General features: G+C 39.9%; 13 protein-coding genes and 4 pseudogenes. 4 read left to right on the forward strand and 13 right to left on the reverse strand.

Annotation, left to right across the window (positions count from 1 at the left end):
- Positions 1-12 precede the first annotated feature (12 nt).
- From KQI87_RS12955 to KQI87_RS17320, 3 genes and pseudogenes are all read right to left on the reverse strand, one after another.
- Entirely contained in the window at positions 13-1140 is a 1128-nt protein-coding gene (locus tag KQI87_RS12955; protein ID WP_216460504.1) for a YibE/F family protein, read from the reverse strand.
- A complete protein-coding gene (locus tag KQI87_RS12960) occupies positions 1140-2393 on the reverse strand; it encodes a fibronectin type III domain-containing protein (protein WP_216460505.1) in 1254 nt (417 codons plus the stop codon). Before KQI87_RS12960 ends, KQI87_RS12955 begins: the two co-directional genes overlap by 1 nt.
- Before the next feature lie 121 nt (positions 2394-2514).
- Positions 2515-2634 (reverse strand): annotated as a pseudogene (locus KQI87_RS17320) (4Fe-4S dicluster domain-containing protein); the annotation flags it as partial.
- Between the two features lie 300 nt (positions 2635-2934).
- On the opposite strand from KQI87_RS17320, the gene KQI87_RS12965 reads away from it, so the two are divergent.
- Both KQI87_RS12965 and KQI87_RS17325 read left to right on the forward strand, forming a co-directional pair.
- Positions 2935-3513: a cytidylate kinase-like family protein gene (locus KQI87_RS12965; RefSeq protein WP_216460506.1), complete on the forward strand. Its 579-nt coding sequence runs from the start codon at positions 2935-2937 to the stop codon at positions 3511-3513.
- Between the two features lie 104 nt (positions 3514-3617).
- Positions 3618-3698, forward strand: a pseudogene (locus KQI87_RS17325) (DUF6783 domain-containing protein); the annotation flags it as partial.
- Here the strand turns inward: KQI87_RS17325 and KQI87_RS17330 are convergent.
- The 5 genes and pseudogenes from KQI87_RS17330 to KQI87_RS12985 form a co-directional block, all read right to left on the reverse strand.
- Positions 3672-3785 (reverse strand): annotated as a pseudogene (locus KQI87_RS17330) (DUF6783 domain-containing protein); the annotation flags it as partial. The pseudogenes KQI87_RS17325 and KQI87_RS17330 sit on opposite strands and share 27 nt — an antisense overlap.
- Positions 3758-5533, reverse strand: a complete 1776-nt coding sequence (gene thrS / locus KQI87_RS12970) for a threonine--tRNA ligase (RefSeq protein WP_216460507.1) — start codon at positions 5531-5533, stop codon at positions 3758-3760. The pseudogene KQI87_RS17330 and the gene thrS, both read right to left, overlap by 28 nt.
- 455 nt (positions 5534-5988) lie before the next feature.
- Entirely contained in the window at positions 5989-6462 is a 474-nt protein-coding gene (locus KQI87_RS12975) for an FGGY family carbohydrate kinase (protein ID WP_216460508.1), read from the reverse strand.
- Between the two features lie 24 nt (positions 6463-6486).
- Positions 6487-7419 carry an AEC family transporter gene (locus tag KQI87_RS12980; RefSeq protein WP_216460509.1) on the reverse strand — a complete coding sequence of 311 codons (933 nt, stop codon included), beginning with the start codon at positions 7417-7419 and terminating at the stop codon, positions 6487-6489.
- Positions 7420-7482: 63 nt separating this feature from the next.
- Positions 7483-9087: an AAA family ATPase gene (locus KQI87_RS12985; protein ID WP_216460510.1), complete on the reverse strand. Its 1605-nt coding sequence runs from the start codon at positions 9085-9087 to the stop codon at positions 7483-7485.
- Positions 9088-9375: 288 nt separating this feature from the next.
- Here KQI87_RS12985 and KQI87_RS17335 point away from each other — a divergent pair, with 288 nt between their 5' ends.
- Positions 9376-9882: an AEC family transporter gene (locus tag KQI87_RS17335; protein WP_442860622.1), complete on the forward strand. Its 507-nt coding sequence runs from the start codon at positions 9376-9378 to the stop codon at positions 9880-9882.
- Here KQI87_RS17335 and KQI87_RS17595 read toward each other — a convergent pair.
- A pseudogene (locus KQI87_RS17595) lies at positions 9871-10200 on the reverse strand (HipA N-terminal domain-containing protein); the annotation flags it as partial. The gene KQI87_RS17335 and the pseudogene KQI87_RS17595 sit on opposite strands and share 12 nt — an antisense overlap.
- Positions 10187-10465: a helix-turn-helix domain-containing protein gene (locus KQI87_RS13000; RefSeq protein ID WP_216460511.1), complete on the reverse strand. Its 279-nt coding sequence runs from the start codon at positions 10463-10465 to the stop codon at positions 10187-10189. The gene KQI87_RS13000 and the pseudogene KQI87_RS17595, both read right to left, overlap by 14 nt.
- Before the next feature lie 299 nt (positions 10466-10764).
- Between KQI87_RS13000 and KQI87_RS13005 the strand changes: the two genes are divergently transcribed.
- Complete coding sequence (locus KQI87_RS13005; protein WP_216460512.1) at positions 10765-11910, forward strand: aldo/keto reductase; 1146 nt, start codon at positions 10765-10767, stop codon at positions 11908-11910.
- 208 nt (positions 11911-12118) lie between these two features.
- On the opposite strand, the gene KQI87_RS13010 is transcribed toward KQI87_RS13005, so the two are convergent.
- From KQI87_RS13010 to KQI87_RS13020, 3 genes are read right to left on the reverse strand one after another with little or no spacing between them, the layout of a single operon-like run.
- Complete coding sequence (locus KQI87_RS13010) at positions 12119-12727, reverse strand: ABC transporter ATP-binding protein (protein WP_216460513.1); 609 nt, start codon at positions 12725-12727, stop codon at positions 12119-12121.
- Positions 12717-13613 (reverse strand): ABC transporter ATP-binding protein, encoded by an 897-nt coding sequence (locus KQI87_RS13015; protein ID WP_216460571.1) that lies wholly within the window; start codon positions 13611-13613, stop codon positions 12717-12719. The genes KQI87_RS13010 and KQI87_RS13015 overlap by 11 nt, the downstream gene beginning before the upstream one ends.
- A gap of 45 nt (positions 13614-13658) precedes the next feature.
- Positions 13659-14456, reverse strand: a complete 798-nt coding sequence (locus KQI87_RS13020; protein ID WP_216460572.1) for an ABC transporter permease — start codon at positions 14454-14456, stop codon at positions 13659-13661.
- Positions 14457-14542: the final 86 nt, after the last annotated feature.

Consider the following 14542-nt stretch of genomic DNA (forward strand, 5'->3'; position numbering starts at 1 on the left):
CTCCTGCCAGAATCACTTTTTCAATGCTTTTCCTGAAATAAAGAAGGCTCCCGCCAGTGAGGTAAAGGGAACTGTAAGGATTACTCCCATACTTGCAGAAATCCCCTGCATCAGTTCGATTCCAATAGAATACATATTAATGATCTGATGATAGGAATAATTATAAGCAAAAATAAATACCAGTGTGTTGAGAGAGCCACCTGCAAAAGCAAGAATCAGCGTGTTTGACATAGTTCCCATCATATCTTTTCCAACATTCATGCCGCTTTTAAACAAGTCCCACATTCCAAGATCCGGGCGTCTGCTGTATATTTCCTGTAAAGTAGAGGCAATAGACATTCCTACATCCATTACTGCTCCTAGTGATGCGATCAGGATCCCTGCAAACAGAAGTTCATTTATTTTTATAGCTGTTTTCTCTTCCAGGTAAATCAACTCTTCAATATCACTTACATTATAACCTGTGATCTGAGTTACTTTTCCAAATATTCCTGCAAATATAACAGCCATTACAACACCGGTTACAGTTCCTGAAATTGCAGTTAATGATTTAACAGAAATTCCGGAAATCAGATAAATTGTTACTACAGTGGTTATAACGGCAACAACTACCGCTGAAAAGATTGGCGAAACACCTCTGTATATCATCGGAAGAAACAGAAACAGCACACATACAATGGTAAAGCCCAGCCCCATTACAGATGCCGCACCTTTTTTTCCACCGATCAGGATAATTGCCAGAAGAAACACTGCAATCATAAAATATAAGGAAAATTCACGGTCAGCACTATATACAGATGCAATGACTTCACCCTGTGATTCACTGACCAGTGCAATGACTTTCATAGCCTTTTTACAGGTTGCACCAAACAGATAGCTGGAAGAACTAATTGCTTCCACTTTTTCGTTCTTAAATTTGCCGGAACAGAGTCGCAGCCTGACTGTCTGATTACCTACTCTGTTTCCGTTTTCTGTAAGGTTATCTGAAATAACCTCTGTTACTACTGCTTTCTCAAAGGTTCTGCCCTCTGTAGAAAGAAGTTCTGTTTTTTCGATCTTATTATATTGCATCAGAAAAATGAGGAAAAGGATGCCTGCGATCACCAGGCACCCTCTCCGAAGGAAATTTTTGTTTAACATTATTTTGCTTTCACCTTAATTGTTTTGCTTGCTGCACCATACACGTTCTTGTCTGAAACTTTGGTAAATGCTTTTACTCTTACATAGTAAGTTTTTCCTTTGGACAGATTTTTAAGAGTATATGTAGTTTTTGCTGTACGGTAAGTAGTTACCTTTTTGAATGAAGAATCTGTGGAAACCTGAATTGCATAGCCGGAAACTTTTCCACCTGCTTTTCCGATCGTAACAGTGGCTGTTCCGGATTTTCCGGCTTTCACAGTTTTTAACACTGCTTTCTTTGGCACAATCTTAAATGTTACGGTCTGTGTTCCTGTATACTTTCCGATTCCATTGATGGTTGCTTTTGCCAGACCTGTATTTTTGTTATCTGTATAGGTAACTGTGTAGTCTTTTCCTGCCTTTAAGGTCTTTCCATTCAGAGTTACTTTAAGAGCCGGCTGGATCTGTTTTTCTGTATAAATCTGATTCTTCACTTTCCCTACAGATGCAGATTTAATATCTTCTTTCACACCTTTTTTAATCGTAAAGGTTTCATCAATTTTCTGGTCATTATCTGTACGATAAGTATTGATTGTAAATGTATTATCTGTTACATCAATAACAGAATAAGTCGGAACATCTTCCTGCCATCTGTTTGCAATATAGCTCTGCATTCTTGGTACAAGATCATAATACTTGCTTCCTGATGAAGAGTTTGCTGTCATATAGAGAATACCATCCGGATTTACAACTGTCTCACCCTTTTCTGTATCCTCTATCGCATCCTTATCCATGACTGCATTCAGATAATTCAGATAAGCCACATCAGCCGGTTCCTTTGAATCTGCGGAAATATTTGCCGGTGCTTCATATCTTGTAGCCGGATTTTCTCCTGCATCCATATCCTTGTCCAGCTCTGCATCAAACTCATCATCCGTATATTCTACAGTTTTATGTCCACCCTCAAGAATATGGGTACGGGAATATGCATGATCGTGTCCTGTAAGAACAACATCTACATCATTTGCTTCAAAATAGGGTACCAGTGTATATCTGAGGTTTGTGATCTCCGGCTCATTGGAATGCTCTGCAGAACCATAAATATCCTGATGTAAAGTTACGACTCTCCAGGTACAGTTTGGATTTGCAGCAATCGCCTGTTCCATGAACTGTTTGTGTTCAGCAGCATTGGTATCCTGTGTATTGAGCATCATAAACAGAGTGTTTCCATATGTGAAATAATAATCTCCACACATTGGAGAGTATAGGAACATTGAGAAAAAAGTTCAATAGACTTTACTGAGGTTTAACTATATTTAACATAAGTCTTACGCTACTGTTCGCTCCGTTCTCAGTAATGTCCTGACAATAAGGTGCACCTGCAAGAAATTCAGCTCAAAGCGCTTTCCTCAGACAGGCTTTGACACACTCCATGCACAAAATACATTCTGTTCCGTTTTTCCGTTTTCTGGAATTATCGATTATATCAACATTCATCGGACAAACTTCCCCACAATAAAAGCTATAAACATAATTTTTTCCATATTCCCTACGTGATTCAGAAAAAGCTGCACCACGAAAAGAAACGAAAATGCTTAAGCTGAAAAAGCAAAAGCCCAACAGCAATCGATGTTCCAAAGGGTTCCAGATATTTGTCAGACCAATTTGCCATAAGTACCAGAATATCAGGATTTACGAAAGCAATTTATAGTAGATTTTGGCATATACATTTCGATTTTTTTTGAGTATAATAATTCCGAAAAAGTACTTTGACAGTAAATAAAATGCGACATCATTGCACAGGAGGCATGGGATATGATTATTACAATAGCAAGACAGTGCGGAAGCGGCGGACATGAAATAGGAAAAGAACTGGCTTCCAGACTTGGACTGGAACTCTATGACAGAAAGAAGCTTGAAGAAGAGGCAAAAAAACTGGGAAAACTTGACGAGAACAAAGAATTTTTTCAGGAAAAAGCAGTAAACAGCCTGCTCTACAGTATCGCTGTAAGCTACGGAGCAAGCAATCCGATGGAAAGATCTTTTGAACTTATACGTGAACTTACACAACAGAAATCCGCCGTAATCATCGGCCGCTGCTCAGGAGCAATCTATGCAAATGATCCTGATGCAACTACAATTTTTCTTCACGCAGATAAGGACTGCCGTATCAAACGTGTAATGAAGCGAGACGGCATTGATGAGAAAAAAGCTGTGAAACTGATAAAAGAAGTGGATGAGAAAAGAGCATCCTTCCACAAATTCTGTACAGGCAAAGAATGGGGAGACGCCGGTCAGTATCAGCTGTCTATTGATACCGGAAAACTTGATATTTCCGATGCAGCGGACATGATCATAAATTATATCAACGCTAAAAACAGATTATCCTTCTGATCACGCTTTTCTTTACGCACATATGCCTGCCCTATGTTTTCAAACACTAACCATAGGGCAGGCATTTTTTATTTAGAGCGTGTTTGAAAAATGCTTTACGCAAGATGTGCGTCACAATTTGTGGGAGATTTTGTTCGGATGAGGGCGTCGTAGTGGGCTACGACAACCGAATTCGGACAAAATATACCGCAAAGTGGGGCGTGCAGATTGCGGGAATGATTTTTCAGACACGCTCTAGCACATATTATTTCACAGAAATATGTTCTCTTGATTTGTCAGCAATCTCTTTTTTAATCTTTTCTACAAATTCATCCAGTGGAAGAACGTTAGTTTCTTTTTCTCCGTGGAGACGGAAAGAAACACTACGATTATCTTTTTCATTAAATCCGATAACCAGCAGATAAGGTACTTTCTGTACCTGACCCTCGCGCATGCGATAGCCAAGCTTTTCAGAACGGTCATCAAGTTCTACACGAACGCCAGCTTCTTCTAATGCGTCAACGATTTCTTTTGCATAAGCATTTAATCCATCATCATCTGTTTTTACAGGGATAACACGAGCCTGGACAGGGGCAAGCCATGTTGGCAGATTTCCTTTTGTTTCTTCCAGAATATAAGCCATAAAACGATCCAGAGATCCCAGGATAGCACGATGCAGTACAACCGGTGTCTTCTTTTCGCCATTGCTGTCAATGTAATACAGATTGAATTTAGCTGGCAGACAGAAGTCTAACTGGCAGGTAGAAAGAGTGATCTCATTACCGATAGCCGGCTGAACATTTACATCCAGTTTCGGACCATAGAATGCAGCTTCACCGATTTCTTCTGTGTACTCAATTCCGATATCATTTAAAACATGACGCAGCGCATCTTCTGCTGTATTCCACATCTCATCATCATCATGATATTTTTCTTTGTTCTCAGGGTCACGGAGAGAAAGAACACAACGATAATTAGTAATACCGAAATCTTTATAAGTATCAAAAATTAATCTGACAACTTTTGTAAACTCATCCTTGATCTGCTCTGGTGTTACAAACAGATGGGCATCATTCTGGCAGAAATGACGGCCACGTTCGATACCTTTTAATGTACCGCTGCTCTCATAACGGAAGTCATGAGCAATTTCACCGATACGGATCGGCAGGTCTTTGTAGGAATGTCTTCTGTTTGCATAGATCATCATATGATGCGGACAGTTCATTGGTCTGAGGACAAAGGATTCTCCTTCCATTTCCATAGGAGGGAACATGTTCTCTTTGTAGTGATCCCAGTGACCGGAAGTTTTGTAAAGATTTACAGTACCAACACAAGGAGTCATAACATGGAGATATCCCAGTTTTCTTTCTTTATCCTTGATGTAGTTTTCAAGCTCCTGCCAGATTGTATAACCTTTTGGAAGGAACATCGGAAGACCACGTCCAACAAGATCGTCTACCATAAACAGGTTCATATCTTTACCGATCTTTCTGTGATCTCTTTCTTTGGCTTCCTCTAATAACTGTAAGTGTGCATCCAGCTCTTCCTGTGTCGGGAAACATACACCGTAAATACGCTGAAGCATTTTATTCTTGCTGTCACCTTTCCAGTAAGCACCGGAATGACGGATCAGCTTGAAGTATTTACATAATTTTACATTGTCTACATGAGGTCCACGACAGAGGTCTGTGAAATCACCCTGATCGTAAACTGTGATATTGCCATCGTCAAGATCTCCGATTAAGTCCAGTTTGTAAGGATCATCTTTGAACATTTCCAGAGCTTCTTCCTTGGAAACTTCACGGCGAATAATCTTTTTACCGGATTTAACAACCTTTTTCATTTCCTTTGTAATCTTTTCGATGTCTTCATCACGGATAACATCATCGCCAAGATCGATATCATAGTAGAATCCTTCTGCTACAACAGGTCCTACCCAGAATTTGGCATTTGGATAAAGATGCTTAATTGCCTGTGCCATGACATGGGCGCAAGAATGATTGAGTGTGTTTAACTGCTCATTTTCTTTGAAATTTACCATTTGTATTCTCCTTTTTAATTTTTTATGAAATGATGTCAGAGTTAAAAGGTATTTTTCCCTGACTTGCTATAGAAATGAAAAAAGCACCCATAGACTTATAATACATGATCTAAGGGTGCTTGCACACGGTTCCACCTTAATTTTTACTCTTACAGCCGATAACGGGGCAACACGGTAACGCTTCGGAATTCATCCTTCTGCGCACAGCTTCGAAGTGGTCTTCATGTAATCCGTTCTCAAGAAACTTCCAGCAAATGTTTCTCTCTCTGTCAGAACCTGACTGCACTACTTTCTTCATCAACGCTTTTATGGGTACTTTTCATTTTTTGACTTAACCCATTATAATATAGTTATCACTTTAATTCAACGGATTTTTTGAAAAAAATCACTCAATCTATACAGAATAAGTTACTGTTCACTCCGTGCCCAGTAACACGCTTCGCGATGCACAGAATTTATGCTAATCGCATAAATTCGCGCGGTATGTCTCCTGATTCCATTCCCGGAATCTGTCCTTTTTTCTGCAGATAAAAATGAGTCACGATCCCGTATCCTGATGCCGCTGCACCAACTTCTTTTAAAAGCTGTACACTGCTTTCTCCGTTCTCCAATAAAAGCTCTCCGCTTCCATCCTGCCATGTATAAAGAGAACTCACCGCCCTACCGGAAGCATCTACATACAGCATCCCATGCATCTGCCCGGTAAAGTCGATTCCATCAGGCAGACCATATTCTTTTTCCATCCGGTTGGCAAGCTCTGTCACAATCTCATAAATACGCTCCGGATCCTGTATCTTCTGCTCAGGTATCTCACTTTTCAGAAAAGAGCGATGCTCTACAGTTTCCCTTGCGATCATTTTCCCTGTATCTGCCTCTGTCAGTACCATACTGATCGTAGTTGTACCGATATCAATTCCCATTACTTTCATTCTCTATTTCCTCTGTCTCATTTTTCACTGCAAAGAAAAAAATGCCGCTGCCATATAAACTAAAATAGAAACAATACAGTAAAGCGAATTGGTAGTAGATGCATATGCACTGCTCTCTTTCTTCTTCAAAAATGTCTGAAGACTGAAAGTAGCGGGTGCTGACATATACATGATAACTGCCAGCTTCAGAAGTCTTGAACTTCCCACAAAGTACTTCACTGCCAGCAGAACGCCTGCCATCATAATTGCCTGCAGACATATACGCATGATAATCGTCTTAATACATGGTTTTATCAGTTCCGGTGTCAATTCTATGCTGTATCCTACGGTCAGAAGAATAATAGAAGAAACAGACACTGTCAAAATATTTTCCACACTCAGATAAGTTCCTCCGGCCGGTCCTGCGATCAGTTTGTTAATAACTCCGGATAACCCCGCAATAATTCCCAGAACACTCGCCACAAATGCAGGTGTCTTTAAAGCACTGAGAAACAAATTTTTGATATTAAATTTCTCTCCGTTTTCCGTCTGCCCCAAAAGTCCCATATAAATGCTGAATCCAAAAAGTAATCCCGCAATATCAAGTACTGCGATATGGGACAGATTTTCACTGCCGCATAAACTGGTATATAAAGGATACGCCATCATGCCACCTTCATAAACACAGACCATAAATGGAAGATATTTTCTATATGTCTCTTCCATAAATGGTTTCAACAAAAAGCCGATTCCAAAAGAAATGACCAGCATCACAAACATGATCAGAACAAGAATTCCTGTTTCACTGCTGTACTCTGCAGTTGCCAATGCATGAAAGATTGCTACCGGCAGCATAATATTCGTTACCAGAATTTTCATATTGTCAATGCCATTCTGATTCAGTAACTTTCTTTTTCTGCACCCCATTCCCAGCGCAACCATAACAAGCACCGGCAAAATAATCTCTAAAATTTCCATATGTATTTTCCTTTTCCTGCTATCTTATTGTTTTATCTTTTGTATTTCACATTTACCGCTTTTTTACAATTCTTCCACCTTACATGCATGTTCTTTTGTCTCTTTATCATAGCTGATTCCTACTGCCAGAATTCGCCCTGTATATTGAGATTTTTCCGCCGTTTTTCCTTTAAATCGAAGTGCGTATTCTCTTTCTTTTATCTGATCAATTGCCTCTTCCGGCGTATGGTCTACTTTTAATTCCAATATAATACAGTCCTGATCATATCTTACCGGATAAAAAATGAAGTCTACATATCCCTTCCCTGTTTTATCTTCCCGTTCAACTTTGTACTGATCTCTGGCAGCCAGATATACAAGATTAACAATTGCAGAAAGTTCCGTTTCATTATTATACGATAAAATCGGCACTTCTGTATTATGTGCATATTGAATAATACCTGCCATAGTTTCTGTATCCCCGGCAAGAGTAGCCTGTAGCATTTGTGATGAAATATTTGCAAGACGATAAACATAGCCCAGCGATTTCTCTTTTTTCATCATCGCAGCATAACTTCCCATGAGTTCTTTATTTGGAATAAACACCATTCCATTCTCATATGTCAGAAGTCCATACACAACCATTGCTGAATATATTTCTTCTTTTGTCTTTAATTCCTGCGCAGTAGCCGCATATTCCTGTATCCCCGAAGGTATTCTTTCCCCGGCAAACATTAATGTAAGGTCATTCTGAATTTCGTCTATATTATTTCTGATATATGTGAAAATAGAATCATATTTGCCGGAGCTTACCCAGTAATTGGACAATTGATTATCTGTCAATGCACACACTACTGAACGTGGATTGTACAATCTTTCACCTGCCGCCGTATAATACCCGTCATACCACTCCCGCAGGCTTTCACGGGTAATCTGCGGTTTCTTTGTGCTCTTTAAATATCGTTGATAAAGCATATCTACCTCATCATCAGAAAAGCCAAAGTATTCACTGAACCTGACCCGGGTCGCCATGTTATATTCCAGAAACATATTCAATTCAGAACCATCTGAATATTTTGCAATCGGAAGAACTCCTGTCATATATGCCAGTTCTACATAACTCTGTCCTTTCAGTAAAAGCTTCAGAAAGAGCAAATAGTTTTCTCTGTCCTTTTCCGTAACAAAATCCATATGAAAAACAGCATCCCACTCATCTATTACAAATATAAATTTATGTCCGGTTCTGTTAAACACCAAAGACAGAATATCCCAGACTGCTATATCTGTTTCTACGTCAATTTCCGGATATGCATCTCTGATATCTTTGATCAGTCCATCCTGGATTCTGGTTATATAATCCCGATAGCAGTGACATTCCCTTGGCATTTCACTGAAATCAATATATATAACATCGTGCTTTCCAGTCTGATATTTGTATTGCTCATATTTTGATATATGGAGGTTATCAAACAAAGATTTCTCATCTGAAATTTCAAAAAAAGCAGCTATCATATTCGCCATGATTGTTTTTCCAAAACGTCTTGGACGGGTGATACAAAAAAATCTCTGTTCCTGCTGCAGCGCCGGAATCAATTCTTCCAGTATTTCAGATTTATCCACAAAATAAGTTCCGTTCATAACGGTTTTATATTTATCGTACGGTTCTCTGCTGTTTAGAAACTGTCCCAAATCTGTGACCTCCTTTTGATTGATAATATGAGTATATTCTTTTTTCTGCCATGGTGCAACAATTATCATACATTCCGCTTTCTGGACAATAGTTACCATTCAACCAACCATTCTCTCACTATTTCTATTTTTTAGAAAAATTCAGATTGCACTTGATTTGTAAACGCTCTATAATATCCCTGATTTCAATTTATACTAAAAATTATACCAAAAATGACAGGAGATAATTTTATGCATATCAGTATTCTTCTCATGGAGCAGATCGCAGAGCTTTTTCTTATGATCTTCATGGGATTTTTAATTGTAAAAACAGGGCTTTTAAAAGATGATGACAGCAAAGTTTTATCCAAAATCGTCCTATATCTGATCATTCCCTGCGTGATCATCAATGCATTTCAGGTAGATTACACCATGGATACGGTCAAAGGACTGCTCATTGCTCTTGCAGCATCTGTCATGATTCAGATAATTCTTCTGATCATTCTTTCAGTCCTTGGAAAACTTCTACATTTAAATGAGGTGGAAATCGCTTCTGTATATTACTCCAATTCAGGAAATCTGATCGTACCGATCGTAACATTTATTTTAGGCCAGGAATGGGTACTGTACGGATGTGTTTTCATGAGTGTGCAGCTTGTCTTTCTCTGGACACATTGCAAAAAGATTATTAGCCGTGAACCATCTTACGACTGGAAGAATTTTCTGACATTGCTCTGCCAGTTCATCCAGATCCACATCGCCATATTTCTCATTAATTTCCCTTTCTGGATAATAAGTAAGCGCACCCATACCTGATTTTCCAACAATTGCCAGACGATCCAAGACCGTCAGTTTATCTGGATTTTGTTTATGTGCACGCAGTAGACAATTTAACAATAATCTGCCCCAATTATCTGGTAAACTGTCTGCAAATACTCCAAATAATCCGTTAAAATAATCCTTTGTCGGGACAAAAACCTGTTCTTTAAGAGGAAGTGAAAATGGACTGATCGGGAAGCCGTTTTCAATCCATTCTTCACTGTATTGAAATGCCGCTTTATGATCCGCAGTCATAGCCAGTGTTCCCACAAGTTTTCCATCATAAAGTACCTGTAATGCATTACCTTGTTTCATTTATGACCTCCTGAATATTCTTATATGGCACATGTGTAAAAATATTTCTAAGTTCATCTGCAATGTCCAATGCCATGGCAATTTTTGTCAGTGATATCAATGATATCTGTCCTGTTGTTTCAAATCTTTTAATTGAACCGTAGCTTACTCCGCTCATGGAAGATAATCTTTCCTGAGAAATAGAGCGTCGTTTTCTGATGTTACGCACTCTTTGTGCAAGTTTCTGATCCAGTTCCTCTGCTGTTTCCCATACAAGCTGCTCCATTGTTTCTCCTTACTTTACGGATAATATTTTATCCAAAACCACACTATTCCATCCAAAATAGCCAATATTTTATCTGATATCATTCTATCATTTATTTATTCATAAATCAATCTTCCATTTGCTTCTTTGCTATATATTATCTGCCAAAAAGAAATGGATTTTCCTCTCATATTTTTTATCAAAATTCTTCTACATTCTATCTTTACGAATAGTCAATAAAAATTTTATTAAATCTTCTTGACTTAGAGTATGCTTTATGCATTACACTAGAATTATTATATACGAGGAGGAAATCAATAATGAAAACTCGAAGATTAGGGAAAACCGGACTGGAAGTAAGTGAGATTGGCTTCGGTGGAGAATGGCTGGAGCGCCATCCGGAAGAAGAGGGAATTGAACTGATCCACTATGCATCTTCTAAAGGAATCAACATCCTTGACTGCTGGATGGCAGATCCGAAATCCAGAGATATCATTGGAAAAGGAATCAAGGATAACCGCAGTGAATGGTTTATTCAGGGACATATCGGTTCCACATGGAAAGATAACCAGTATTACCGCACCAGAGATATGAAATATGTCCGTCCTGCATTCGAAGACTTGTTAAAAAGACTGCAAACAGATTATATTGATCTCGGTATGATCCACTACATAGATTCCGAAGAAGAATGGGAAAATATCCAGCATTCTGATTATATGGACTATGTCATGGAATTAAAGAATACCGGCGTGATCCGCCATATCGGTATGAGTTCACACAACCCGAAAGTAGCTATCAAAGCCGCTGAATCTGGCTTTGTGGAAATGATTCTCTTCAGCATCAACCCGGCATTTGATATGCTTCCTGCAAGTGAAAACATCGATACCATGTTTGCAGAAGAATTTGATTCAAATCTGAAGGGAATTGATCCGGAACGTGCCCGCTTATACAAAGTCTGTGAACAGAATGACGTAGGAATCACCGTTATGAAAGGCTTCGCAGGCGGCAGACTTTTTGACGAGAAGCGTTCTCCATTCGGTGTCACTCTCACCCCGGTCCAGTGCGTCCACTACGCCCTGACCAGACCTGCAGTCTGTTCCATTATGTGCGGCTACGATACCAAAGAACAGGTAGATGCAGCAGTCGCATATGAAATTTCTTCCGAAGAAGAAAAAGACTACGCATCCGTACTTGCCAATGCACCTCTTCACTCCTATCGCGGAGAATGTACCTACTGCGGTCACTGCAAACCTTGTGTATCCGACCTGGATATTGCCATGATCAACAAATTCTACGATCTGGCAACCATGCAGCCTAAAGTACCTGCAACTGTTCAGTCCCATTATGAACTTCTGGAGCACAAAGCATCTGAATGTATTGGATGCCAGGCATGCGAATCCCGCTGCCCGTTTGGTGTTCCGATTGCAGAACGAATGAAGAAAACTGCTGAATTATTTGGATGCTAGACTAATTAGATATTATCTCTGTAGTCTAATATCCAGTTCTGCTTTGATGATATCACAATAATAAAGAGACTTACTGTTTTCTGAAAAACATTTTTCAGGAATATGTAAGTCTCTTTGTTATTTTTTATATATGCCAACCACGTCAAGGTTTTTATCAAATGTATAGCCAAATCTGCATACAGATAAGTAATCTAGATAAACTTTTCTATTACTGTTTATTCATTCTCACTACTCTGGTACACACCCTCTCCACCAGCTCCGCATCATGACTGACCACGATCATCCCAATTCCCCTTTTCTGAGTTTCTTCTATCAGAAAATGCCAGATCTGGCTCTGAGTAATGAGGTCCAGCATAGTACTGATCTCATCCGCCAAAAGAAACCGGGTTCTTTTTCCTAATGCTCTTGCAATGCAGAATCTCTGTAATTCTCCTCCTGAAAGTTCTGTCGGAAAACGGTTCAGCCAGTCTGGTTCAATTCCCAACTTTTCCATAAGCTTCGGATCTATCTGGTCACCTTCTTCAAGGACACTTTTCATCCGCAGTCTTGGATTTACGGCCTGCTCCGGGTGCTGCCAGATCATTTGCACCGGGCAGTACCCTTTATAGGACTGCAATGGTTTTCCATCCAGAAGAATTTCTCCAGTCTCTGGCTGTTCATATCCTGCAAGCAGCTTACATAATGTTGTTTTTCCAAACCCACTTGGCGCTGCAATCCCAACTCTCTCATTACTGTCTGCCTGCAGGCTGAACTGTTCCAATATTTGTCTGCCCTTGTTTTCATACCGAAAAGAAAGATTTCTTGTTTCAAGTATCATACACACACCTCACATAACCATTTCCAGATGACCTCCACGGAACTTCTTTTTCCCGACATCTGTCCGTACATTTCTCACACCGTGGAGCAAACGGACATCCCGGTTTCATATCTCTGGTATACGGCTGTACCCCATCGATATAATGAAATCCATTCTTTGGCATAGCTCTCCACAATGCTCTTGTGTACGGGTGACGCAATGTTTCTTCTTTCAAAAAATCCTCTGCTATTGCATCTTCAATCGTATATCCCGCATAAAAAACCTGTATTCTGTCTGCTGTATCAAGTGCCAGTTCCAGATCATGCGTAATCATAAGCACTGCTGCTCCCATATCCGCAAGCTGCCGGAAATGCTCCATTGCGCGTCTGGCAAGCCTCGGATCCAGTCCCGGTGTCGGTTCATCTGCAATGACCAGTTTCGGCGTTTCGATCAGCGCCGTGGAAATCATGATTCTCCTTGTCATTCCCCCCGAAAGTTCAAATGGATATTGTTCCTGAACTTTTTGATCCAGTGAATACTGTTCAAAAATCCGGTTCAGTTTCCGCTTCTTTTCCGGATTTTTCTTTCCCTTACAGATCTGCTGTCCCACTTTCATAAGAGGGTCCAGATAGGAAGTACTTTGTGGAACCAGAACAATTTCCTTTCCACGGAGTTTCCGGATTCTTTTCTCTGTCAATGTTTCCCCACAATATTGAATCTCTCCCTTCATGAAAGCATTATAGGGTAAAATTCCCAAAATCCCATGTGCCAGAAGACTTTTTCCTGATCCGGAAGACCCCACAATCGCTACCATTTCCCCTGCGTGAACCGTAACATTTAAATCTCTTATCACCTGAAGTTCTGTCTGGCGCATCCCTTTTTGATACTGGCAGAAAGAAATCCTCATATGATTGATTTCCAGAATCTTTTCTTTTTCCAACTTTCTGTCCTCCTATTCATGCACACTGGCCGGATCAAGCAGCATGCGGAGATTTTCACCCGTTGTGAAAAAACATACTACTGTAAGGATCAGCATAATTCCCGGAAATAATGCAAGCCACCATTTTCCTGTCACCAGATATTTCATTGCTTCTGAGAGAATAATTCCGATTGCAGGCTGCTCATTCGACAAACCAAATCCCAGAAATGTAATACTGGATTCATGGAGAATTGCATGAGGAAAAAGTAATACCAGTCCTACAATAAACTGTGGCAACAGATGCGGTACCATATGTTTCATGGCAATATACAGGTTACTTTTTCCCAGCTTCTTTGCTGTTTTTATATAAATCTGCTCCTTTAACTGCAGCACTTCCCCTCTGATCAGTCTTGCCAGAGAAGTCCAGTGTGTCAAAGCCACTCCAAGGATCACACCCTTTAATCCTCTTCCACATGCCACGCAGATAAGAATCAGAAGCAGCATATGCGGAATTCCCATCACCAGATCAATAAACCAAGTCACGACAGCATCCGCTGTTTTTCCCATCGTTGCCGAAACCACGCCCAGGATAAATGCCATAACTGCACTGAATGTAGCAGCACAAACTCCGATAATGATACTGATAGAAAGTCCTCTGACCGTTCGGGCAAACATATCTCTTCCAAGCCAGTCTGTTCCGAACGGATAACTCAGACAGGGTGGCAGATTCTTTCTGGAAAAGTCTGTTACCTGTGCCGCTTCTTTACAGAAAAATCCACCGATACAGACAGCTGCCAGAAAGCCTATTGCCACAATCAGGAGAACTATGATTGTCTTTCTTCTGTTCCATTTCTTTTTTCTATATCCTTCCTCGTTTTCAGCGAAATTCTTTTCAGTATATACATCCAATCTTTTTT

The organism is Blautia sp. MSJ-9, from assembly GCF_018919065.1.
In the GTDB taxonomy this organism is placed as follows: domain Bacteria; phylum Bacillota; class Clostridia; order Lachnospirales; family Lachnospiraceae; genus Blautia_A.